This window comes from Natronorubrum daqingense (assembly GCF_001971705.1).
Taxonomy (GTDB): domain Archaea; phylum Halobacteriota; class Halobacteria; order Halobacteriales; family Natrialbaceae; genus Natronorubrum; species Natronorubrum daqingense.
Map to the genome: position 1 here is coordinate 1,181,468 of NZ_CP019327.1, position 23,505 is coordinate 1,204,972.

Sequence of the window (23,505 nt, forward strand, 5' to 3'; positions counted from 1 at the left end):
TAATACTCACTCTCCGTGAGCAAACCACAGCACCCATTCGTTCTCCCCGCTAGTACCGGCGTAGACAGATGCGTACCAGTTTCAATATCCCTGACGATTTACTCGCAGAGTTCGATCGGACGTGGCAATCCGAGGGATTCGACTCTCGCTCCCGAGCGGTTCGGGAAGCGATGCAGGAGTACATCGAGGCCCACACCGAACTCGAGACGGTCTCGGGTGACGTGACCGCTGCGCTCGCGTTCGATTACCAACACGAGCGCGTCATCCGCGACCTTCACGACGTGCAACACGATTTTCAGGACATCATCAAGACGACGAGTCACACGCACGAGGGAACCTGGTGTCTGGAAACGATTTTCTGTCGCGGCGAGGCGTCTCGAGTGCGCGAACTCGTGTATCGTCTCCGCGATTTCGACGCTGTAGGGCAGGTGAACGTCCTGTTACTTCGGTCGTGAGTCCTCGAGGAGTTCTCTTCACCGGTCGATCGATGTCCGCCCGATCGATTCAACGCCGTTCGAGAGCGCTATCAGGTAAATATCGTCAGAGGGTTGGCGACGGTCTCGAGGGACGACTCGAGGTCGTCCGACGCCTGAGCGTACAAGCCCGTTCGTTATCCGCGCATCCGTCGTTTGCTGAACTATCCGACGATGACCGGCAAACACACGTGGGCGATCCCGGAGGGGTACATTCCCAAGGAGAGCACCGGCCCGGAACCCGAGATGACCAGCCACGAGAGCGTCTGCGTGCTCAACGCGACCGACGAGGACGCGACCGTCGAGATCACGGTGTACTTCACCAATCGCGGTCCCATTGGACCCTACGAGAAGACGGTCCCCGCGGAGCGAACCAGACACTTCCGGCTCAACGAGTTCGAAGACCCCGAGGAGATCCCCCGGGGCGAGGACTTCGCGAGCGTCCTCGAGTCAGACGTACCGGTCGTCTGCCAGCACACCCGCCTCGACTCGAGACAGGCCGAGAACGCCCTGCTCACGACGATCGCTCATCCGGGTGAGTAATCGTGGGGCAGGAATCGGCCGACGAATCGTCCGCGGAGACGTGGTCGAACTGGTCGGGAAGCGTCTCTTTCGAACCCGACGAGATACTCGAGCCGGCGGACGAGGAGGAGTTGCGGGAGATCGTCAGCGCGTGCGCCGAGGCGGGCCGGACGGTCCGCGTCGCGGGTGCCGGCCACTCTTGGACCCCCGTAGTCGAAACCGAGGACGTGGTCGTCTCACTCGCGAACATGACCGGCGTCGTCGACCACGACGAGGACGCCAAGACGGCGACGCTGTACGCCGGTACGACGCTCGAGGAGGCCGGGACGAAGCTCCACGATCGGGACCTCGCGTTTCCGAACCTCGGCGACGTCTCGATGCAGACCGTCGCGGGCGCGTTCGGAACGGGGACGCACGGAACGGGGCCGACGTTCGAGAACCTCTCGGGCTCACTCGTCGGCGGACGGATGGTCACCGGAACCGGCGACGTGCGCGAGTTCGACGCCGAGAACGACCCGGACCTCCTGCGCGCAGCACAGCTATCGCTCGGCACGCTCGGCATCTTCACCGAGGTTGAACTCGATCTGCAGACGACCTACAAGATCCAGCGCCGCGAGTACTGCACGAACTGGCGGGAGTGTCGGGGCCACATCCCGACCCTGATCGAGGAGAACCGCAACTTCGACTTCTACTGGTACCCCCGCTCGGACGAGGTCAAACTGCGACTGTTGAACGCCCCGGGCGGCGGCACGGACCACAACGACCTCGCGTACGCGACGCTCGTCGAAGACCAGACGGGCTGGTGGCAAGAGACCATCCCCGAGCACGACGACATCGGCCGCGAATTCGACGAGATGGAGTACGCGCTGCCGTTCGAGGACGGCCTCGAGTGCTTCGAACGCGTGCGCGAGCGCGTTCGCGAACACTGGCGCGCCGACGTCGGCTGGCGACTCCTCGTGCGGACCGTCGCGGCCGACGACGCCTTCCTCTCGACGGAGTACGACCGACAGACGATGACCATCTCGTGCATCCAGAACGCCGAACTCGAGCACTGGCCGTACTTCGAGGACATCGAGCCGATCTTTCGCGAGTACGAGGGCCGCCCCCACTGGGGGAAGAAACACACTCTTCGCGCGCCGGAGCTTCAGGAACTGTACCCCGAGTGGGATCGCTTTCAGGAGATCCGACGCGAACTCGATCCCGACGGCGTCTTCCTCTCTGAGTATCTCGAGGACCTGCTCGAGGCCGAGTCGGACGACCCGGCCTCGGAGCGCCAACTGGCCACGGAACGGACCGAACCTGGGAGGAGCCGAGACGAGTCCGGAGGTGACGAACCGTGACCGACTCGAGTTCGTCCCAGCCGATCGGGAAGACCCGCTGGGAACTGGCTGGCGGGAGGGTCCCCGTCGACAGCACCGGACCGGAGCCGGAGCTGGTGAGCAACGACAAGGTGTGTCTTCTGAACGCCGGCGAGGAGATGGCGACGGTAACCTTGACGCTGTACTACGCCGACGGACGCGTCGCGGGTCCGTACCCGCTCTCTGTCGCGTCCGAACGCGTGCGTCACACGCGAATCAACGACCTCATCGACCCCTACGCGCCACCGCTGGGCGAGGCCTACGGAATCGTCCTCGAGTCGAACGTGCCGATCGTCGTCCAGTTCACCCGCCAGGATACCCGGCAGGCCGAGAACGCGACGCTCTCGACGGTCGCGTACGGGGAAGACTGAGGAATTCGGTGTAAAGTCGGGCGGACGTCTCTCTTCGAACCGTTCAACGTGTGGTGGCGCGCGCAGACCCGCAATAACTCGTGAAATCGCTATTTGAACGTGGAGAAAACATATACGTGCACAATAGCGTTTGAACGACATGAATAGGCGCGCGTTCTTCGTCGGGTGTACCCTTTCGGTGGGCGTTGCGGGCTGTCTCGACGATCTTTCGGACGACGAGGGTGGCTCGGACGAGTTACCCGGCGACATCCGGCCAGACGACGACCCGGAGAACGTCCCTGCCGAATTACACTGTGAGGGGGAGGAATTTGACCGTATTCAGTATCAGGACGACGACGATGAGTTGGTGTACGGGGACGCAGACGCGTTTGCGTTACGAGTGATGGATCTCTCGTACGACTACGGAGAAAGCGCGACTTTCGAACTCGTGAACACCTCGTCGGAAGAGCAATTAACGAGCACGAGCACGCGGTGGAATCTGCAACTGTATACGGAAAATGGATGGGAAGAGGTTCGAGGAACGACTGAAGACCGTAGACTCGAGCACACTGACGAAGAAGTCAGTCACGAACCCGGAGACGGGTTTTCTTGGACGATCGAACTGACTGAAGACGGAATCAGTGAAGCGGGACCTGTCTCCGACAGCGTTGCGGTCTGTCCGGAATTACGGGCCGGCCGATTTCGGTTTATCTATACGGGGTACGCACCCGAGGACGTTGCCGTCCAATTCGACTTCGAACGGTAACGGGTCCGCCGAGGGTACTCGCTCGTCTGACAACTGCCAACTGGATAGTCGGTCCGTTCCGACCTCTGCAACCCGTTGAACTCGAGCGTAACGATAGCCCGTCCCTACGTCAACATCGTAATCAGGACGAACAGGGTGACGATCGAAACGAGGGTCGTCGCGAAGACGTTCACCGACGCGAACTCCTCGTCGCCCTGCAACTCGGCGGCGAAGACGTACGTCGAGACCGCCGTCGGCGTCCCCAGCATGACGACTGACGCGACGAACGTCGCCGTATCGACGGCGAGCGTCGAGAAGACCAGCCACGCGAAGATCGGCATCGCGACGATCTTTATCGCCACGACCGACCCCGTCGCGCCGAAATCGATCGCCGGCAGGTCGACCTCGAGCGACGCGCCGACGCACAGCAAGGCGAGGGGTAACGCGAGCGAGCCGACGCCGTCGAGGCCGGTCGCGACGGTTCCCGGCACGAAGACGCCGCTCGAGCCGATGGCGAGTCCGGCGAATAGCGAGAGTAACACCGGATTCAACGCGAGCCCGCGCAGTTCGTCGATGAGTTCGACGTCGGCCCCGTTGAACGTCGAGAGCACCAGAATCGTCAACGGCACCTGCACCAGCGTTACGACCCCGAGGACGACGCTCGCGATCGCCGTGACCTGCGCGCCGAAGGTCGCCGCGACCAGCGGGAGCCCGAGGTAGCCCAAATTCGAGTGATACGATTGGACGATCGCGACGCTCTGTCGGTCGCTTTCCGAGCCCTGTATCTGGTGGACGATCCACGCGAGGCCGGCCGTCGAGAACAGGACGAGCAACAGTCCCGCGACCAGCGTCAGCGACAGCAGTTCGCCGATGTTCTGATCGTACACCGAGATGAAGATGAGTGCGGGCAACGCGACGTAGTACGCGACGGCGTTCAGCCAGTCGGTCCGCGTGGCGTCGAGGACTCCCGAGAGCCGAAGTCCCGTCCCGACGAGGAGGACCACGAGCAACGCCAACAACCTGAGGAGAACGTCGAGCTCACCACCGAGTTCCATACCGACCTCGAGTCGCCTCGGACGGTTTTCGGGAGTGGCTGCCTATGACGGCGTCAACCATTCACACGGGCCGTAGGACGCCCGTGTCGGTCGATCCGTCAGGATTCGTCCCGTCGACGCTTCGAGACCCGTTCCTCGCCCGTGTCCTCGGCGACGACTTCGTAGAGGACGGCTCGAGTGCCGTCCGATTTCGGGCGGAGAATCCGCCCGAGTCGCTGGGTGAACTCCCGTTCGCTCCCGCTGCCCGAGAGCACGACCGCGACGGAGGCGTCCGGCACGTCGACGCCTTCGTCGAGGACGTTCGAGGTGGCGATCCGCGTGTACGTCCCCTCGCGAAATCGCTCGAGGATTTCGCGCCGTTCCGCGGCCCCGCTCTGGTGGGTGATCGTCGGGATCAGGAAGCGTTCGCTGACGTCGTACGCGAGGTCGTTGTGGGCGGTGAAGACGATCGTTCGCTCGTCTCGGTGCTCGTCGAGGATCCCCTCGAGGGCCTCGAGTTTGGCGTCGCTACCGTACATGATCTCTCGAGCGCGCTGGCGCGCGAGCAGGGCCTCGCGGGCTTCGGGATCGCTCCCAGAGCGTTTGACGAGTTCTTGGTAGTCAGAACCTCGTTGCATCCGAATGTCGGAACGGGCGAGGTAGTTCGTGAAGACTTCTTGCTTACGCTCGTACTCCTCGCGTTCTTCGGGCAGCAAGTCGACCTCGAGGCGTTTCACGTCGTAGTTGGCCAGGTGGTCGCCGGCCAACTCGTCGATATCGACGCGGTGGACGAGGGGACCGACGATGTCCGCGACGACCTCGTGGGCGTTATCGGGTCGCTCGAACGTCGCCGTCAATCCGAGGCGTGCGGGTGCGGCGAGCAGCTGAGCGATTTCACGGTAGCCCTCTCCGCCGAGGTGGTGGACCTCGTCGAAGACGACGAATCCGAATCGATCACCCACAGAATCCGCCTTCAGGTACGCCGAGTCGTACGTCGAGACCGTGATCGCTTCGAGGCGTTGCTCGCCGCCCCCGAAGCGCCCGATGGGTTGATCGAACTCCGACTCGAGTTCTCGTTGCCACTGCTCGAGTAAGTCGATGGTCGGCACGACGACGAGTGTCGGAACCGAGAGCCGTTCGATCGCTTTCAACCCGATGACGGTCTTTCCGCTTCCCGTGGGTAACTCGAGGACTCCCGCGGGAGCCTCCGCGGGTGTTGGCTCGGTGGCCGTCTCGCCAGCACTACTGTCGTCCCATCGGTCGGTCTCGAGCCACGCCTCGAGCGCCGTCCGTTGGTACGCTCGAAGCTCGTAGGCCGATTCCAGTGGTCGAAGTGATTCGAACGCGAGCACCTCGTCGTCGACTCGTTCGGGGGTGTCCACGGCCTCGAGAACCGCAGTTCGGAGAACGGCGTATCGTCCCGCGGGAACGCGCCAGCCGTCGGTTCGCGGATCCGCCTCGAGAGCGGGAACGGCCTCGGCAATCGTCCCGGGCGAGACGGACGCGTCGTCGAGGCCGTCGATCCGGACCGTTCCGTCCTCGTAGCGAAGGCGAATCTGGGTTGCCTCGTCGGTCGATGGCCGCGTCACACCGTGGTGGTAGCCATTGGGTCAGCAAAAAACAGGTGGTCCCCGAACGCTCACTCGAGGAGGCTCGAGTGGGTGGCCGTCAACGGCTGTCGACCTCGCGTACTCCGTTCGACGGCGACCGACCGATCGGGACCAGACGGCGACCTCAATCCTTTTATTACCAGTGTTCCTTGACTGGCACATGAGCGAAGACGAGGGTACGAACACGACCGCCCAGGGAGTCTCGTCCGAGGACCATCCCGAGGACGGCGACGCCGCGACGAGGGGTGCGGAGGAATCGGACGCCGAACCTGCCCCGCCCGCCGACACCGAATCGGAGCGGACCGAGGGTGCGACCGACGCGACGGCACACACGTCTGCGAACGATGTGGAGCCCCGGACGACGCCGGAAACGAGCGAGGACATCCAACAACTCCTCGAGCAACTCTCCGAGTACGACGAGGACGTCGCCCAGCAGGTCAATTCGATCGTCGAGGAGGCGCGAGACCTCAACGCAACGGTCACGAACCAGCGCGAAGAACTCGAGGATCTCTCCGAGCGCGTCACCGAGCAGGCCGACACTATCGAGGAACTCAGAGCGGAACTCGAGGCCCGCGGCGAGAAACTCGAGGAGTACGAAGCGACCGAAGAGGATCTAAAGAGCCGACTCAAGCGCAAACAGGCCGACTTTCAAAACTACAAGAAGCGGGCCAAAAAGCGCCAACAACAGATCAAGGACCGAGCGACGGAGGACCTCGTCGAACGGCTCATCGGCGTTCGAGACAACATGAAACGCGCGCTCGAGGAGGAAAGCGACGATACTGACAGCCTGCGCGAGGGTATCGAGATGACGATGCGCGAGTTCGACCGCATCCTCGAGGACGAGAACGTTTCAGAGATCGATCCCGACCCCGGAACCGAAAGCGACCCACAGCGCCACGAAGTCATGATGCGCGTCGACAGCGACCAGCCCGAGGGCACTATCGCCGACGTCTACACGCCCGGCTACGAGATGGGCGATAAAGTCATCCAGAACGCACAGGTTACCGTCTCGAACGGCGAACTCGAGGATCTCGATGACGACTCGAGTGAGGACGGCGCGGGCGAGCAATCAGACTCCGATGGCGACGATACGGCCGACTCGACTTCAGAGACGGACGGCGACACCGGCGAGGACGCTGGTGCAACGGCGGTCGACGACGCAGGCGACGGTAATAGCGGTGACGGAGACGACGCGGGCGACGGTGGAGAAGCCATCGAACTCGGTGGTGAGGTCGAAACCGACGCGGATAGTCGGTCGGCAGCGAGCGAGGAGTAGTTCGATCCTTCTTCCCTCGGACGTCGGGGATCATTGACAGGTCCGCCGACGATCGTTCGGATAGTGTACTCGCATAGTGTCATCGAGATCCGCGAGAGTACGCTCGGTAGAGGGCGTGTGGCGGGGATATTCGCCATTTAATTCGACTCGAGAAAGTGCCTAGTAACCTTTAAAACAAAGTGCGCACAATAGCCGTCCACGATGGCGAGCAACAAAATTCTCGGTATTGACCTCGGAACGACGAACAGCGCGTTCGCGGTGATGGAAGGCGGCGATCCGGAGATCATCGTCAACGCGGAAGGTGAACGAACGACGCCGTCCGTCGTCGCGTTCACGGACGACGACGAGCGCCTCGTCGGCAAACCCGCGAAGAATCAGGCGATTCAAAACCCAGAAAAGACGATCGCCTCGATCAAGCGCCACATCGGCGAGGACGACTACACCGTCGAGATCGACGACGAGGAGTACACCCCCGAACAGATTTCGGCGATGATCCTCCAGAAGATCAAACGCGACGCAGAAGAGTACCTCGGCGACGAGGTCGAGAAGGCCGTCATCACGGTCCCTGCGTACTTCTCGGACCGACAGCGACAGGCGACCAAAGACGCCGGCGAAATCGCCGGGTTCGAAGTCGAACGGATCATCAACGAGCCGACGGCCGCGTCGATGGCCTACGGCCTCGACGACGACTCCGACCAGACCGTTCTGGTTTACGACCTCGGCGGCGGAACGTTCGACGTTTCGATTCTCGACCTCGGCGGCGGGGTCTACGAGGTCGTCGCGACCAACGGGGACAACGACCTCGGCGGCGACGACTGGGACGAGGCCATCATCGACTGGCTCGCGGAGGAGTTCGAAGCCGAAAACGGCGTCGACCTCCGGGAGGACCGTCAGGCCCTCCAGCGACTCAAAGACGCCGCGGAGGAAGCGAAGATCGAACTCTCGAGTCGAAAGGAGACCGAGATCAACCTGCCGTTCATCACGGCAACCGACGACGGCCCGATCCACCTCGAGGAATCGCTTACGCGCGCAAAGTTCGAGTCGCTCACCAGCGACCTCATCGAGCGCACCGTCGAGCCGACCGAGCAGGCGCTCGAGGACGCGGGCTACGAGAAAGACGACATCGACGAGGTGCTCCTCGTCGGTGGCTCGACGCGGATGCCACAGGTCGGCGAGAAGGTCGAGGAGCTAACCGGCAAGGAGCCCCAGAAGAACGTCAACCCCGACGAGGCCGTTTCGCTGGGCGCGGCGATTCAGGGCGGCGTCCTCGGCGGCGAAGTCGACGACATCGTTCTGCTCGACGTGACGCCGCTCAGCCTCGGTATCGAGGTCAAGGGTGGCCTCTTCGAGCGACTCATCGAGAAGAACACGACGATTCCAACCGAAGAGTCGAAGATCTTCACCACGGCGGCGGACAACCAGACCTCCGTCCAGGTCCGGGTCTTCCAGGGTGAGCGCGAACTCGCACAGAAAAACGAGATGCTCGGCGAGTTCCACCTGAGTGGCATCCCGCCAGCCCCCGCCGGAACGCCACAGATCGAAGTCATGTTCTCCATCGACGAGAACGGCATCGTCAACGTGAGCGCGGAGGACAAGGGCAGCGGCGAGAGCGAGGAGATCACTATCGAAGGCGGTGCCGGCCTCTCCGACGCCGAAATCGACAAGATGCAAGAAGAAGCCGAGCAACACGCCGAAGAGGACAAGAAGAAACGCGAACGGATCGAGGCCCGAAACACGGCCGAAGCCACGATCCAGCGAGCCGAGACGCTCCTCGAGGAGAACGACGAGGAAGTCGACGACGACCTTCGAAGCGACATCGAAGCCGCAATCGACGACCTCGAGGAAACTATCGACGACACGGATGCGGACGCCGAGGACATCGAGGCGGCGACCGAGACCCTGAGCACGGAACTACAGGAGATCGGCAAGCAGATGTACCAAGATGCCGGTGCTGCGGGCGCTGGCGCTGGAGCTGGCGGTGCTGCCGGAGCTGGAGCCGCAGGCGGCGCAGCAGGCGCAGGTCCCGGTGGTATGGGCGGTGGCCCGAACCCGGGTCCTGGCGGCGCTGCAGCGGATGGCGAGGATGAGGAGTTCGTCGACGCCGACTTCGAAGACGTTGACGAAGACGAGGACTGAAAGGACGAGTCTTCGTCTGCCAGCGAATCTTCGATTCGCACTGTTGACGAAAACGACGAAGACTGAGTCGTCTTCTTGGGCTTGGAAGACGAGCAGAGTGAGTCTTCCGTAGTTTCGAACACGAACGCGGTGAGTGTTCGAATCCGACGAGAACGAGGGTATCGAGTTACTCGTCGCTTCGAAAAGTGAGTGATGCGAACGTTTCGAAGAGGACGAAGTGATGTCTCTGCGGTCGAAGTGCAAGCGCTGCACCCGCGAGCGGTGCGCGGTTCGGAGCAGCGCGAGAACCGCGAGAATCCGAACGGGCGCAACGCGCCCGTGAAGGAGCGAGCGGCCTTTTAGCGTAGATTTTTGCGCCGAGTGGTTCCTCGCTTCGCGAGGAATCCTGAGGCGCAAAAAGGTACTGCCGGAACGTTCGTTTCAAGTGTCTCAACCGACTATCGGTCGAACAACGCATGAGCGAGGACTTCTACGATGTACTCGGTGTGAGTTCTGACGCCTCCGCCGAGGAGATCAAGCAGGCGTACCGGACGAAGGCCACGGAGTATCATCCGGACGTCAGCGACGACCCCGACGCCGAGGAGAAGTTCAAGAAGATTCAGAAGGCAAAGCAAGTCCTCACGGACGAAGACAAACGATCGGCCTACGACAGAATGGGCCACGACCGCTTCGAACAAGCCGAAAAGCACGGCTTCGACGCGGGTGATGCCGGCGCTGGCGGCATGGGTGGCGGGCCGTTCGGCGGCATGGGCGGCGGTGGCGGCATGGGCGGTGGCGGACTCGGCGACATCTTCGAGCAAGTCTTCGGCGGCGGTGGCGGTGGTGGCCGCGGGCGTCGCCGGCCGCGGAAGGGGCGCGACCTTCGAACCGAACTCGAGATCGACCTCGAGGAAGCGTACGAGGGGGCCCAGAAGCAGTTTTCCGTTCACCGACCGGAGGAGTGTGAGACCTGTTCGGGTGCGGGCCACCCGCCCGACGCGGACTCGCGAACGTGTCCGGAGTGTCAGGGTCAAGGGCAGGTAACGCAGGTCCAACAGACGCCGCTGGGTCGCGTCCAACAGACGACGACGTGCCAGCGCTGTGAGGGCGACGGAACGATCTATTCGGAGGAATGTGGCGACTGTCGAGGCGAGGGCTACGTGCGCAACGAAGCCACGTTGACCATCGACATCCCTGCGGGCATTCAGGAAGGCCAGACGCTTCGAATGGAAGGCGAAGGTGCGCCGAGCCCAGAAGGGGGTCGCCACGGCGACTTGCTCATCGACGTCCGCGTTCGCGAGCACGAGGAGTTCGAGCGCGACGGTAACGACCTACAGTATCGCCTCGCGATTTCGTTCCCGCAGGCGACGTTCGGCGACACCGTCGAAGTGCCGACACTCGACGGGGCGGCGGAGTTCGAGATTCCGAGCGGAACGCAAAGCGGCGAAACCTTCCGACTCGAGGGCAAGGGCATGCCGCGACTCCGTCGGCGCGGGCAGGGCGACCTCTTCGTGCAGGTGCAAATCGTCACCCCCGAGAGTCTCAACGGCGAGCAACGCGAGGCGCTCGAGGCGTTCGCCGAGGCCGGCGGCGACGAGATCGAGGTCGCGGACGGCTTCTTCGAGAAGATCAAACGGGCGTTCTAACTGTTTATTTCCTCGCTCGAGTGGAGCCAGCGGGCACAGTATCGACGTCGCGCGCCGCGAGTCGGCGCGCTTTTTTCGACCGGGTGCACAGACACGGGTATGAATGCGGCGACAGTCGACGAACTCTTGACGCGCGACCGTCGGGACGACCGGACGGCGCTCGAGGACGCGACGGGGCGGCCGTTCGACTACCACTGGGTGTGTACGACGGCCTGGCAATCCGGAAACTTCCTTCGCCACGCGGGGGTTCGAAACGGCGTCACCGTCGGCGTCGTCGGCGACGGCCCGCTGGCCCTGCTCGCCTTCTTCGGAACGACGCTGCTCGAGGGGGCGACACGGTTCGAGCCGCCGGCCGACCTGACTGACGAGGAGGACTTTCGCGCGCTCGTCGCGCCCGTCGACGACCTCGAGTCGGGCGAGTACGCCCTCCCCCGTGGGGCCCAGCGCGTCGGCTACGGCGCGAAACCCGAGGAGCCTGACATCCACCACTTCGACGCCGGCGTCTGGACGGAGAATCCGTCGTTCCCGCCGCTGGACGTCGATCCGGAGACGGAGATTCTGACGGACGGCGAGCGAACCGTGAGCCACGGCGAGGTGCTCGAGGCCGCCGAAGACGTCGTTTCGGCGTCCGGGCTCGAGGCGGGTGAGCGCGTCGTCGTCCGAAATCCACTTTCGGACCTCGAGACCGTCGTTGCCGGCGTCGTTGCGCCGCTGCTAGTCGGCGGGACCGTCGTTCTCACCGACGCTGAAGGGACCGAGGGGGATTCCAACGAGGCCCGTGGAGAGTACGCCGTCTCGAGTAGTCCGGTCCCCGAATCGACCCGAATCGATCCTGCCGAGGTACGGATTTCGTAATCCCTCGAGTGCGTCAGTGCAGACGTGACCGGCATTCGAGTCGAAGAGCGATCCGTTTTTGGAGGGTATCCACCAATCGGCAGTATGGAAAAGCTCGTCGCGTCGCTCGACGACGCACCGATTATCGACAAGGACGGCTACGAGTACTTGGTGCATCCGATCAGTAACGGCGTGCCGATGCTCGAGCCGGCTCTCTTGCGCGAGGTCGTTATCGAAGTCATGCAGACGGCCGATCTGGACGTCGACAAGATCGTCGCTCCCGAGGCGATGGGAATTCACCTCGCAACGGCGCTCTCGCTCCAGACCGATATCCCCCTCGTCGTAATCCGCAAACGACCGTACGGTCTCGAGGGCGAGGTGTCCTTGCACCAGCAGACGGGCTACTCGGAGTCGGAGATGTACATCAACGACGTCGAGTCGGGTGATCGCGTCGTGGTCGTCGACGACATGCTCTCGACGGGCGGCACGCTGGCGTCGATCTGCACCGCACTGGACGACATCGGGGCCGACATATCCGACATCGTCGTCGTCATGCGGAAAGTCGGTCCGTCGGCGCTCGATGAGACGCAATTCGAGGCGACGAGCCTACTCGATATCACCGTCGAAGACGGCGACGTGACCGTCCACTGAGTTGTTTCTCTCGGTACTCAAATCGACGCTCCATCTAACCGTTCCAGCGTTGCGAACCAGGTTGTTGTACACATACTTGCATACTATGGTGTGGTTAGTGGGGTAGTATGGGCGCATATACGAGATTTTTTGTACAACGACTCGCAACCGAGCGAGTATACTATGTCGGACAGCACGGACGGGGGCATGCAACTCGAATACGAACTCGACGACAGGCCGCCGTGGCCGAAGTCGATTCTCCTCGGCTTACAACACGTCGCGGTCATGATCGTCCCGGCGACGGCGGTCGCGTACATCGTCGCCGGCGACGTCGGCCTCGGCGGGGCGGATACGGCGTACATCGTCCAGATGGTCCTCTTGTTCTCGGGACTCGCGACGATCATCCAGGCGTACACGGTCGGTCCGATCGGCGCGAAACTGCCGCTCGTGATGGGCTCGAGTTTCACGTTCGTGGGCGCGGCGGCGACGATCGGCATCGACTACGGGATGGCAGCCGTGTTCGGCGCGATTCTCGTCAGCGGCTTCGCCGTCGAAGGCGTCATCGGTTGGCAGTTCAAACGCGTCAAACCCTTCTTCCCGCCGCTCGTCACCGGCCTCGTCGTCGTCATCATCGGCTTGTACCTCATTCCGACGGGGATGGATTACGTCGCCGGCGGTGACGCCGCCCAGGAAGCCGGAGAGTACGGCAGTTTGCACAACCTCGGATTAGCTGCGCTCGTCTTCGCCATCTCAGTCGGCCTCAACATGTTCACGCGCGGGATCGCACGGCTGTTGAGCATTCTCGCCGGCATCTCGATTGGCTACCTCGTCGCCGTCGTCCTCGACGTACAGTTTGGCTACGACCTCATCGACTTCGGCGAGTTCAGCGAGGCCGCCGTGGTCGCCATCCCCGAACCGGCGAGATTCGGCCTCGAGTTCGAACCCGTCGCCATCCTGATGTTCGCGTTCTTGTTCCTCGTTTCGGCGATGGAAACCGTCGGCGACATGTCCGGTGTGACGGCCGCCGAGGGGCGGAATCCGACCGACCGGGAGTTCCGCGGCGCGCTGTTCAACGACGGCTTCTTGAGTTCGCTCGGCTCGCTGTTCGCCGCGTTCCCGATCACGTCGTTCTCCCAGAACGTCGGGATCGTGACCTTCACCGGCGTAATGAGCCGACACGTCGTCGGCGTCTGCGGGGCTATCCTCGCTATTCTCGGTCTGAGTCCGCTCGTCGCCACCGTCGTCACCACCATTCCGAGCGCCGTCTTCGGCGGTGCCGTCTTGCTCATGGTCGGGATGGTCGCCGCGAGCGGCGTCAGGCTGATCGTCCTCCACACCGAACTCAACCGACGGAATATGGTTATCGTGGCCGTCTCGATCGGTCTTGGACTCGGCGTCGCGACGACGCCCGAAGCGCTGCAGGGGTTGCCCACCTCGGCTGAAATGTTCTTCAGCGAACCCGTCATCATGGCTGCCTTCTCCGCACTGCTGCTCAACACCTTCGTCCCCGGCGAACAAAGCCCACTCTTCGACGCCCGCTCACCGGATCACTCTACCGAGTCCGAACCCGCACCTGTCGGTCCGGGCGACGACTGACACGGTCGTTCCCGCCGCCTGCGTGTTCGGGGCTCACGACTATGGACTTTTCCAGCGGTGAGATACCTATGCGAACCAGTGTCGACCAGATATCAGACCTCGAGGAACTGTTTCATCACAAACTCGCCCAGCAGTACACCATCGAGCAAGAACTCGTCGGAATTCTCGACGAGATGGCGACGAACGCGACCAACGACCGCCTGAGAAAGGGGCTCGCCGATCACCGAGACGAAACTCGAACGCAGGTGTCGCGTCTCGAGGACGTGTTCGCCGCGCTCGACCGGCCGGCCGAACAGCGCGAGGCACCGATCCTCGAGGGTCTCGAGCAGGATCGACGCATGCTCGAGGACGCCATCGAAGACGACGATCTGCGCAACACGAGCTATCTGAACGCGGCGATGATGACGGAACGAATCGAGATGAGCGCCTACGAGGGGCTCTCGACGATGGCGACACAGATTGGCTACGACGACGAGATTCGAAAGCCACTCGAATCGAACTTCGACGAGGAGCAATCCGCGTACCGCGAACTGTCGGCAATGGAATCCGCGTCGGAGCTGAAGTCGATGTGGGATCGGCTGACACCCTCCTAACGACGCACGAGGACCGGAGCAAACGCAGGTTGTGGTCTCTCGACCGAGGGTGTGTTCCTCGTGTGGGGCGTCATGAGACTGCCGTGGGCTTATTCCGGTCGATTACTTGATCGTAGTATGGCAGTTATTGCAGAATTTTCAGTCCACTCGGACGACTTTGCGCTTCACCACGCGCTGACCGCGGCTCCCGAGATGATCGTCGAAATCGAGCGAGTCGTCGCGACGATGAAAGATCGGATCATGCCGTACTTCTGGGTCACTGGTGAGACGTTGTCGGAATTCGAGCGGGCGCTCGACGAAGATAATTCGGTGAAGAACATTACCGAGGTCGACGTCGTCGAGGATGCGAAACTCTATCGAGCGGAGTGGACTGAAAACATCGAGACAGTCATTTTTGCGTACGTCGAGATTGGAGCGACGATTTTGCAGGCGTCCGGACGAAACGACCGCTGGGAGCTTCAAATGCGTTTCGACGACCAAGAGAAGGTCGCCGATTTCCGCGAGTACTGTGACGAAAACGACGTTTCGTTCGAACTCCTGCAACTCCAAGAGCAAGAACAGCCCATGGCGAGTACACAGTACGACCTAACGCCAAAGCAACGAGAAACGCTGATCAGCGCCCTCGAGGAGGGATACTACGAGGTTCCACAGCAAGTGACGATGAGCGAGTTAGCAGCCGAAATGGGAATCTCACAACAGGCCCTATCGAAGCGATTTCACAATGCCCACAAGAATCTTATCACGAACGTGTTGACCGTTAGCGAACCCGACGAGCCGTGATTTTCCGCGGGCAGTCTCCCGGTATATGAACCGTTGGTCAATACAACCGTTCGTTCCATTGGGGCGTACCCGCTACTGTGTATGTGATAAGTGAGTTCCGACAGAAACACGACGATTCGCCACCACTCGCGCTCCCTGTCACGAGGACGACTCGATCATCGAAGACAATCATCGAAGAGGAACGAAGCAAACCGAGACTGCATTGCAGAACGTAACTTAGATACAACATGTCAGGAGACGACAACCGATCGAAGATTGCCGCAAAGTGTCGCGCGTGTGAAGCAGTTTACTCGGCGTGGCTATTGAGCGACGACTCGATTCACATCATCGGACGAAAAGACGGCTGTCGGTGCGGATCGAACGCGTTCGAAGCGCTCTCGAAACCGACACTCTAACTCGGTTGTGTTCCCCAGCTACTCACCGTGGTAGTCGACGTTCCATCGAGAACCGTCGGGTACAAGGCCGTACGCGTTGAGTCAGATCGCATGCAACTCGAGTGTATCTTTTTCGGTCCGTTTCGAGAAGCGATCGACGAGAAGACCGTTCACTACGAGACGGAAGCACAGACTGCCGGCGACTTGCTTCGCGAACTCGAGTCGACGTATCCCGAACTCGAGGGACGACTCGTTGCTGACGACGAAAGTGGGCTCGCCGGTGAGACCGTGGTCACGAAAAATAAGCGAAACGTGACTCACATCGACGGCCTCGAGACGGAACTCGAGGAGACCGACGTGATTCGACTCGTTCCGTCGGTGTACGGCGGGTGAACCGTTCGGTTTGGCTCGAGAGAGACTGAACAATTAGTCGTCGGACGGGAGGGCGTCGGTCGCCGACTCCATTCTCGCGTCGGGAACGGTGCCGTCGTCCGACCACGCTCGCGCCTCGTAGTACTCGTCGATCGCCGCCTCGAGATCCGGCAGGTCGTAGGGGACCCCGTCGTCGTCGTTGTCGAATCCGCGCTGGTTGTTGAAGTGTCGTTCGCGCTCGATCGTCCGGGAACCCACGGACATGAGGTCCTCGTAGTCGGCGTCGAAGAGTTCCTCGAGTCGTTCTTCGGTCACGTAGTCGTCGCCGAAGGCACAGACGATTCCCGTATCGCGGAAGGCGTTGTGGTTCTCGCGGTCGACGAGCGTCTCCGCTTTGCCGAGCGTTCCTTCGGGATCAAGTTTGCCGGCGTACTCGGGACTGAGCATGCTCGCGTACATGTGGTCTGCGCCCCGATTCGCGACGGCATAGGAGAGTCCCTGCCCGTGGAGGACGCGACCGTCGTGGGCGGCGAACTCCATGCCTTTGACCGTGTAGTTCTCGACGCCCAGTTCTTCGTGAGCGCGGGCGACACCCTCCGCGAGCGTGTCGCCGATCCCGTCTCTGTGGGCGATTTTCTCGGTGATTTCCTGGGCGAGGTCGGCGTTACCGAACTCGTCAACGCTGTCGAGGTAAGCCGCGACCGTCACGCCCGCGGAGATGGTGTCCATGCCGAGGGTGTCACAGAGTTCGTTGCCCTTCATGACCTCGACGATGTCGCCGACGCCCTGCTGGGAGCCGAAGGCGTAGACGGTCTCGAACTCCGGCCCTTCGGTCTCGACGCCGCGTTCTTCGTCTCGAGTCGGGAGTTTACAGGCGTACGCGCAGGCCGAACAGGCTCCTTTCTTGTACTTCTTCTCCTCGACGGCGCTGCCGCCGATGTCCGCTGCATCCTCGAACTCGTACTCCCGGAAGTATCTCGTGGGCAGCGAGAAGTTCTCGTTGATGAACTCCGTGTTCCCGGTCGTCCCCTGTCTGCGCATCAGGTCGTCGGATTGGGCGGCCTCGCGATGGACGTCCATCTCCGGCGGGTTCGGAATTTCGAGTGGGTTCTCGACGTCGCCGTCGAAGGTGACGCACTTGACGTTCTTCGAACCGAGGACGGCACCCAAGCCGCCGCGGCCGAACGCCCGCGAGTCGAAGGTCATCACCGACGCGAAGCGGACGAGGTTCTCGCCCGCTGGACCGATGGCGATGCAGTGCTCGGGACCCAGGTCGCGTCCTTGCTCGACGTGCTCCGACGTTTCGGGGACGGTCGCTCCCTCGAGTTCGGGCACTTCTTCGAACTCGACGCCCTCGTCCGTGACGTGAATCGCGAGTAACTCGTCGCTCTCGCCGACGACCTCGAGGACGCTGTAGCCAGTTGCGACGAAGTTTCTCGAGAGGTAGCCGCCGGCGTTCGTCGAGACCAGTCCATCGGTCAGCGGCGAGAGGCCGGTCATGTTCATCCGCCCGGTAAAGGACATCTGTGACTGCTGGAGCGGCCCCGTCGAGAGGTACGCCCGATTCTCGGGTCCGAAGGGATCCGCGTCGAACGGAATTCGGTCGTGTGCGAGCGCCGTCGCCGTGGCTCTCCCGCCGACAGTGTCCGCGAGGAGGTCGTCAATCGCCGTCTCAGTTGCGCGTCGCTCACCGACGTCGACGGTGAGCAGTGGCCCTGTCGCGTGAAGCATGTTCACACGGTTAGTGGGACAACACCTTAGTATTGTAGTGTAACTCTCCCGTGGTCCTGAGACGGTCGATCGACTGACGCGTCGCGTTTTACCGCGGTCATTGGCCGAACACGCACGAATCGGTATGACTGATAGCGAACATGACTAAAATTCTATAGGTCGAGGGCCAACACCCGACTATCGTTGGGGTCTCCCTCGCTCACGCATCGTCTCGTCCGCCCGTCGCCAGCCGGTGTGCGGTCGTCTTGACACGCTCGTATCGTTCGTGTGCCCACTCCCAGAGCGCCGATCCCGCCCGATCTTGCAACACCGAGTGAGTTCTCATGTGATCGTCAAAGGCCCCGAGTAACACCGTCTCGTCGACGAATCCGACCGCGTACTCCGGGACGGCACTCGACTCGTAGAGTTGAACCGACGGAGACGCCTCCAATCGTTCGAGCGTCTCGGTGTGGGTGCTCGCCAATCGCTCGTAGGCAGTTGGCGGGGCGAGAATCTCGATACGAACGTCCTTCTCGAGACCCTGCCGAAGTCCGTCTACGTACGTCGGATTGATGACGGGCAAAAATCCGCGAACGGTTTCGCCCGCTACGACCGCGGATTTGACAGTCGAAACCGGATCGAACGGGGCGTCGACGGCCGCGGATACGACTTCAGCTGTCAGTATGGTCTCGGTCGTGAGCGAAACCGAATCCGGGAAATATTCGAGGAACGGCTCGAGTGAATGGGCTCGTTCGACCGTCGAAACCGCTTTCGAAAACGTGCCGTGAATGACTTCGCCCGTGGCTGTCAGCGAGTACTCGTTCGCCGCGGGCGACCGTGACAGTATCCCGCGCTCAACGAGTGCCGAAAGGTTTCGATGAAGCGTCGACCGGGGCGCCTCGAGACGAGATTTGAGCGCTTGGATCTCCTGAGGGCCATCGGCCAGCACCGAACAGATCCGCAATCGAACGGGACTCGAAGCGAGGAATTCGACGGTCTCGAGGGCTTCTTGTGTCGATGTATCCATGCATTGGATGACAGCAGGTTGAACTTTGGATTTTCGGTTCGTACAGCAGGAGTGTCTCATACCGTGAGACTCCCTCAGGGGGGAGTCTTTTTACCTCCGTCAGTATACACGTTGGTACAGATGAATTACGACGCGGTTCTGTTCGATTTCGATGGGGTCGTCGTCGAGACCCCCTCCTCACAACGCATGTACGCTGCGCTCGGACGAACCTACGAAAAACTCGGTCGGTCGGGGCCGGCCGCCGAGACGTTCCAGGAACTCATGCAGGGCGATTTCGAGGCGATCGCGAACCGGTGTCGGACCCTCGAGATCGACACCGACGTCTTCTGCACGCAGGCTGCTCGCGAGTTGATCCAGACGCAGTTAGCCGACGTCGAACGCGGCGTGCGCTCCGTCTTCGACGACGTCCGCGTCGTTCGCTCGCTCCCGATCCCCCTCGGCGTCGTCAGCGACAATCATCCGACCGTCGTGACGAAACTACTCGACCGATTCGGCCTCCGATCGGTCTTCGAAACCGTCTACGGCTGTCCGCTGACGCCGGATGGACTCGCTCGACGAAAACCCAACCCGACGAACATCGAGACCGCGATGGAGACGCTCGAGGCCGACTCGGCGGTGTACGTCGGCGACCGCGGAGTCGACGTGGAGGCGGCCGCTAACGCGGGCATCGACTCGGTGTTGCTCTCTCGAGAGAGCGACTGTCCCCACCCGGAGGACACCTTCACTGTCGACCCGACCTATCACTGCTCGTCGCTCACCGAATTGCCGGCGCTACTCGAGTCCTAACCACGTTCTCGAAGCGAGTGCTCGACAGACTGCTGTGTCAAACGTGTACGATTTCGTCCTCTCACCACCTCCGATTCTCGCGCGATATCAGCTCCCACCTAACCGAAAGAAATACTGGTTGTTGATTTGAACCATCGACTGATGTGGTTTGATCCCGCTGTGGTCGAAGCTGTCCGTGACGGTATTCCTCACTGGTTGGGGGTCGTCATGGTCGTCCTCTCGTATTTCGGTAGCATCTACCTGATCGCCCCCTCGATCATCGGTGCCTACTGGGCCAATCGCGACCTCGTCGCGCCGTGGCTCGGCGGCGTGATCGGCTGTTACGGCCTGATGTCGATCACCAAATCGTACTACGGTTCGAGTCGGCCGATTATCGGACCGCCAGTTAATGCGGACGCGCTTCCCGGCTGGTTCTACCCGCTGTACGAACACGCCGCACACATCTCGACGACGAGTTTTCCCAGCGGACACGCGCTGGCAGTCACGATCGTCGTCGGCATGCTCGTCGTCGAACTCCCGGTGAGCACGATCTGGAAACGCGCCGTCGCCGGTCTCCTCGCAATCGGTTGGGTCGGATTCACTCGAGTCGGACTGGCGGTTCATTATCCGGGCGACGTCGTCGGTGGCATCGCCTACGCGCTCGCCTTCCTCGTCGTGTTTTATGCGGCCCGACGACTCGTGAGCCAGCGGCTGTCGATCGACGAGACGACGGTCGCCCTCGCGGTCGGTTTCGTCGTCGCCCTGATCGCCGTCGTCTACGTGGGGAGTCGAAACTCACACATCGCCTTCGGCGGCGGGTTCGGGGCGCTCCTCGCCTGGCAGTTTGCACCCCAGATCGCGACGCGAATGCGCGGGACCATCTGGGAGACGGTGGCCCCCGTCGTCGGCCTCGCCATCGTCCTGTGTACGTGGTACGTCGCCGAGATGGAACTGGGAAACGAGGCACTCCTCGCCGCACTCTCCGCACTGTTCATGGCCGCCATCGTTCTCGTCCCGTGGATCACACCAACACAGAAGCTGTGGTCGACGGCGAAGCGTCGCGGCCGAGCACTCGCCGAGTAACCTCCGAACCTGATTGGGACTTTCCTTTTGAGTTCCGCCACTCGAGTGACTTCGTCTCGAGTTCGAAGCCCGACCGACGAACTTGGGAGTCCGATTCCGTCCGTTCCGCCGCAAACGCTTTTGGAGTCAGCACCCCTCTTTCCAATCATGTACGTTCGGGACGCGAAAAACAGAGAGGAGGCCTGGCTACTCGAGCACATCGAGACGATGGGGCTCGACGATACGGCGTTTCGCTCACGCGATTACGTCGTCGCCGTCGACGAGACCTCCGGTGAAACGGCCGGATTCGGTCGCATTCGCGTTCACAAGCCCGAGGGCGACGAGAACAGCTGTGAGCTGACCAGCATCGGCGTCCCAGCTGGCTGGCGCGGACAGGGAATCGGTGCACACGTCGTCGAACGACTGGTCGAGTACGCCGGAGATCAGGGATTCGATACCGTCTACTCGCTCACGAGTGAGGGCGGCTACCTCGCGCAGTTTGGCTTCCGGCGGATCGAGGAAGACGCGCTGCCGGGTCCGCTCCAGGATCGACTCGAGGCCAAACGCGAGACGATCGATCCCGGCGCTTCGTCCTACGCGATCGACGTGGATCGCTTCCGGATGCCAGATCGACTTCGCGAGGCGTTCAAACGCGCGCCGGCGGAACGCGAGACGATCGCGAACGAGGAGTCGGCCGAGGATTTCGGGATCGATCCCGATTCGGCGACCTACAAGTACGACACCGGTGACTAAGGCAGGGCGAGCCGGTTGCGTCGATTCGGTTTCGGTGGCGCTGAATCGGTTGGATCTCACGCGATCGGTGACTGTGGTGATTCTGTCGTGCCAGCACTCACCCGTCGCGATCGGTGGAACTCGAGACGAGAGTGGCCGCGTTCATGAAGCTTCAAGCCCCACCCCGTCCTCGAGTAACGATAATGTTCGATCCTGACGATCTCGAGGAAATCCGCGCTGGGAAAGCGGAGTGGCACGAGGAGGAAGTCGAGCCGACGGTGGATCGGTTCGGCGAACGAAAAGAGACGTTTACGACGGATACGGGGGGTCAAACGGTCGATCGACTGTACACGCCAGCGGATATTTCGGACGTGGATTACCAGGAGGATCTGGGCTACCCCGGAGAGCCACCCTACACGCGCGGCGTGTATTCGACGGGGTATCGTGGTCGCCTCTGGACGATGCGTCAGTACGCCGGATTCTCGACGCCTGAGGATACCAACGAGCGCTATCACTACCTGCTCGATCAGGGCCAGACGGGGCTTTCGATGGCGTTCGACTTGCCGACGCAGATGGGCCACGACTCCGACGCGAGCATGTCGGCCGGTGAGATCGGAAAGGCCGGCGTGGCGATCGACTCACTCGCTGACATGGAGACCGTCTTCGACGGCATCCCACTCGACGAAGTGTCGACCTCGATGACGATCAACGCGCCTGCGTCGGTCTTACTCGCGATGTACATCGCCGTGGGTGACCAGCAGGGCGTCGACCGCGAGCAACTGCGCGGAACGATTCAAAACGACATTCTCAAGGAGTACATCGCTCGAAACACCTACATCTACCCGCCGGAGTCGTCGATGCGGATCATCACCGATATCTTCGAATTCTGTGCCTCGGAGACGCCAAAGTTCAACACGATTTCGATTTCGGGCTACCACATCCGAGAGGCGGGATCGACGGCTGCACAGGAACTCGCGTTCACGCTCGGTGACGGTATCGAGTACGTCGAGACGGCGATCGAAGCCGGCCTCGATGTCGACGACTTCGCGCCCCAGCTCTCCTTTTTCTTCAACGGGCACAACAACATCTTCGAGGAGGTTGCGAAGTTCCGCGCCGCTCGCCGAATGTGGCACGACATCATCGACGAGCGCTTCGACGCGAACGACCCCAAATCGAAACAGCTCAAGTTCCACACCCAGACGGCGGGGTCGATGCTCACTGCCCAACAAATCGAGAACAACGTCGTCCGCGTCGCCTATCAGGCACTCGCCGCCGTCCTCGGGGGCACGCAGAGTCTCCACACCAACGGCAAGGACGAGGCCCTCGCGCTGCCGACCGAGGAATCCGTCCGAACGGCCCTGCGAACCCAACAAATCCTCGCCCACGAGTCCGGGGCTGCGGACACGATCGACCCGCTCGCCGGCAGCTACTACGTCGAATCGCTCACCGACGACGTCGAGGAAGAAGCCTACGAGATCCTCGAGGAAGTCGACGAACGCGGCGGCATGCGCGAAGCGATCGAACAACAGTGGGTCCAGCGCCAGATCCAGGACACGTCCTTCGATCGCCAGAAGGAAATCGACTCGAACGACCGCATCATCGTCGGCGTCAACGAGTTCGAAGTCGACGAAGACCCCGAGATGGACGTCCAGGAGATCACCGAAGAAGACCAGCAACGACAGATCGACAGCCTCGAGTCGACCCGCGCGGACCGAGACGACGACGCTGTCGAGGCCAAACTCGACGCACTCCGAGAGGCGGCCCAAGGTGAGGACAACCTGATGCCGTACATCATCGACGCCGTGAAAGTGTACGCGACAGTCGGGGAGATCTGTAACGTGCTCCGAGACGAGTTCGGTGAGTATCAACCGGGAAGCGCGGTCTGAGACTGTTCGCCATTC

At 61.9% G+C, this 23,505-nt stretch carries 22 protein-coding genes; 18 read left to right on the plus strand and 4 right to left on the minus strand.

Annotated elements, in window-relative coordinates:
* The first annotated feature begins 68 nt into the window (after nucleotides 1-68).
* The 5 genes from BB347_RS05795 (at nucleotide 69) to BB347_RS05815 (ending at nucleotide 3,469) form a co-directional block, all read left to right on the plus strand.
* The gene (locus BB347_RS05795) at nucleotides 69-455 is read left to right on the plus strand and encodes a CopG family ribbon-helix-helix protein (RefSeq protein ID WP_076581929.1); all 387 of its coding nucleotides are present in this window, start codon (nucleotides 69-71) and stop codon (nucleotides 453-455) included.
* Nucleotides 456-647: 192 nt separating this feature from the next.
* A complete protein-coding gene (locus BB347_RS05800) occupies nucleotides 648-1,016 on the plus strand; it encodes a sensory rhodopsin transducer (RefSeq protein ID WP_076581931.1) in 369 nt (122 codons plus the stop codon).
* Between the two features lie 2 nt (nucleotides 1,017-1,018).
* Nucleotides 1,019-2,335, plus strand: a complete 1,317-nt coding sequence (locus BB347_RS05805) for a D-arabinono-1,4-lactone oxidase (protein ID WP_076581932.1) — start codon at nucleotides 1,019-1,021, stop codon at nucleotides 2,333-2,335.
* Nucleotides 2,332-2,724 (plus strand): sensory rhodopsin transducer, encoded by a 393-nt coding sequence (locus BB347_RS05810; protein ID WP_076581934.1) that lies wholly within the window; start codon nucleotides 2,332-2,334, stop codon nucleotides 2,722-2,724. Before BB347_RS05805 ends, BB347_RS05810 begins: the two co-directional genes overlap by 4 nt.
* Before the next feature lie 139 nt (nucleotides 2,725-2,863).
* Nucleotides 2,864-3,469 carry a hypothetical protein gene (locus BB347_RS05815; RefSeq protein WP_076581935.1) on the plus strand — a complete coding sequence of 202 codons (606 nt, stop codon included), beginning with the start codon at nucleotides 2,864-2,866 and terminating at the stop codon, nucleotides 3,467-3,469.
* A 104-nt stretch (nucleotides 3,470-3,573) separates the two neighbouring features.
* Here BB347_RS05815 and BB347_RS05820 read toward each other — a convergent pair whose 3' ends face one another.
* Both BB347_RS05820 and BB347_RS05825 read right to left on the minus strand, forming a co-directional pair.
* A complete protein-coding gene (locus tag BB347_RS05820) occupies nucleotides 3,574-4,503 on the minus strand; it encodes an AEC family transporter (protein ID WP_076581937.1) in 930 nt (309 codons plus the stop codon).
* A 98-nt stretch (nucleotides 4,504-4,601) separates the two neighbouring features.
* On the minus strand, nucleotides 4,602-6,071 hold the full coding sequence (locus BB347_RS05825; protein WP_076581938.1) for a DEAD/DEAH box helicase: 1,470 nt from the start codon (nucleotides 6,069-6,071) through the stop codon (nucleotides 4,602-4,604).
* A gap of 181 nt (nucleotides 6,072-6,252) precedes the next feature.
* Between BB347_RS05825 and grpE the strand changes: the two genes are divergently transcribed.
* The 9 genes from grpE to BB347_RS05870 all read left to right on the plus strand — a co-directional run bounded on the left by grpE (nucleotide 6,253) and on the right by BB347_RS05870 (nucleotide 16,329).
* Nucleotides 6,253-7,368 carry a nucleotide exchange factor GrpE gene (gene grpE, locus BB347_RS05830; RefSeq protein ID WP_076581940.1) on the plus strand — a complete coding sequence of 372 codons (1,116 nt, stop codon included), beginning with the start codon at nucleotides 6,253-6,255 and terminating at the stop codon, nucleotides 7,366-7,368.
* A 201-nt stretch (nucleotides 7,369-7,569) separates the two neighbouring features.
* Nucleotides 7,570-9,504, plus strand: coding sequence for a molecular chaperone DnaK (gene dnaK, locus BB347_RS05835; protein ID WP_076581941.1), 1,935 nt, complete (start codon nucleotides 7,570-7,572; stop codon nucleotides 9,502-9,504).
* Nucleotides 9,505-9,959: 455 nt separating this feature from the next.
* Nucleotides 9,960-11,129 carry a molecular chaperone DnaJ gene (dnaJ, locus tag BB347_RS05840; RefSeq protein ID WP_076581943.1) on the plus strand — a complete coding sequence of 390 codons (1,170 nt, stop codon included), beginning with the start codon at nucleotides 9,960-9,962 and terminating at the stop codon, nucleotides 11,127-11,129.
* Between the two features lie 99 nt (nucleotides 11,130-11,228).
* Nucleotides 11,229-11,984, plus strand: coding sequence for a hypothetical protein (locus tag BB347_RS05845; RefSeq protein ID WP_076581945.1), 756 nt, complete (start codon nucleotides 11,229-11,231; stop codon nucleotides 11,982-11,984).
* 84 nt (nucleotides 11,985-12,068) lie between these two features.
* On the plus strand, nucleotides 12,069-12,614 hold the full coding sequence (gene hpt / locus BB347_RS05850; RefSeq protein ID WP_076581946.1) for a hypoxanthine/guanine phosphoribosyltransferase: 546 nt from the start codon (nucleotides 12,069-12,071) through the stop codon (nucleotides 12,612-12,614).
* A 162-nt stretch (nucleotides 12,615-12,776) separates the two neighbouring features.
* Nucleotides 12,777-14,189, plus strand: a complete 1,413-nt coding sequence (locus BB347_RS05855) for a uracil-xanthine permease family protein (RefSeq protein WP_076581948.1) — start codon at nucleotides 12,777-12,779, stop codon at nucleotides 14,187-14,189.
* 68 nt (nucleotides 14,190-14,257) lie between these two features.
* Nucleotides 14,258-14,782: a YciE/YciF ferroxidase family protein gene (locus tag BB347_RS05860; RefSeq protein WP_076581949.1), complete on the plus strand. Its 525-nt coding sequence runs from the start codon at nucleotides 14,258-14,260 to the stop codon at nucleotides 14,780-14,782.
* Nucleotides 14,783-14,899: 117 nt separating this feature from the next.
* Nucleotides 14,900-15,562, plus strand: a complete 663-nt coding sequence (locus BB347_RS05865) for a helix-turn-helix domain-containing protein (protein WP_076581951.1) — start codon at nucleotides 14,900-14,902, stop codon at nucleotides 15,560-15,562.
* A 485-nt stretch (nucleotides 15,563-16,047) separates the two neighbouring features.
* A complete protein-coding gene (locus BB347_RS05870) occupies nucleotides 16,048-16,329 on the plus strand; it encodes a ubiquitin-like small modifier protein 1 (protein ID WP_076581952.1) in 282 nt (93 codons plus the stop codon).
* Between the two features lie 33 nt (nucleotides 16,330-16,362).
* Here BB347_RS05870 and BB347_RS05875 read toward each other — a convergent pair whose 3' ends face one another.
* Both BB347_RS05875 and BB347_RS05880 read right to left on the minus strand, forming a co-directional pair.
* Nucleotides 16,363-18,039: an aldehyde ferredoxin oxidoreductase C-terminal domain-containing protein gene (locus tag BB347_RS05875; protein WP_076581953.1), complete on the minus strand. Its 1,677-nt coding sequence runs from the start codon at nucleotides 18,037-18,039 to the stop codon at nucleotides 16,363-16,365.
* 199 nt (nucleotides 18,040-18,238) lie between these two features.
* Complete coding sequence (locus tag BB347_RS05880; RefSeq protein WP_076581955.1) at nucleotides 18,239-19,045, minus strand: helix-turn-helix transcriptional regulator; 807 nt, start codon at nucleotides 19,043-19,045, stop codon at nucleotides 18,239-18,241.
* Between the two features lie 120 nt (nucleotides 19,046-19,165).
* Between BB347_RS05880 and BB347_RS05885 the strand changes: the two genes are divergently transcribed.
* From BB347_RS05885 to BB347_RS05900, 4 genes are all read left to right on the plus strand, one after another.
* Nucleotides 19,166-19,831, plus strand: coding sequence for an HAD family hydrolase (locus BB347_RS05885; protein WP_076581956.1), 666 nt, complete (start codon nucleotides 19,166-19,168; stop codon nucleotides 19,829-19,831).
* A 141-nt stretch (nucleotides 19,832-19,972) separates the two neighbouring features.
* Complete coding sequence (locus tag BB347_RS05890) at nucleotides 19,973-20,893, plus strand: phosphatase PAP2 family protein (protein ID WP_076581958.1); 921 nt, start codon at nucleotides 19,973-19,975, stop codon at nucleotides 20,891-20,893.
* A 147-nt stretch (nucleotides 20,894-21,040) separates the two neighbouring features.
* Nucleotides 21,041-21,625 carry a GNAT family N-acetyltransferase gene (locus BB347_RS05895; RefSeq protein WP_076581959.1) on the plus strand — a complete coding sequence of 195 codons (585 nt, stop codon included), beginning with the start codon at nucleotides 21,041-21,043 and terminating at the stop codon, nucleotides 21,623-21,625.
* Nucleotides 21,626-21,807: 182 nt separating this feature from the next.
* Nucleotides 21,808-23,490, plus strand: a complete 1,683-nt coding sequence (locus BB347_RS05900; RefSeq protein WP_076581961.1) for an acyl-CoA mutase large subunit family protein — start codon at nucleotides 21,808-21,810, stop codon at nucleotides 23,488-23,490.
* Nucleotides 23,491-23,505 lie beyond the last annotated feature (15 nt).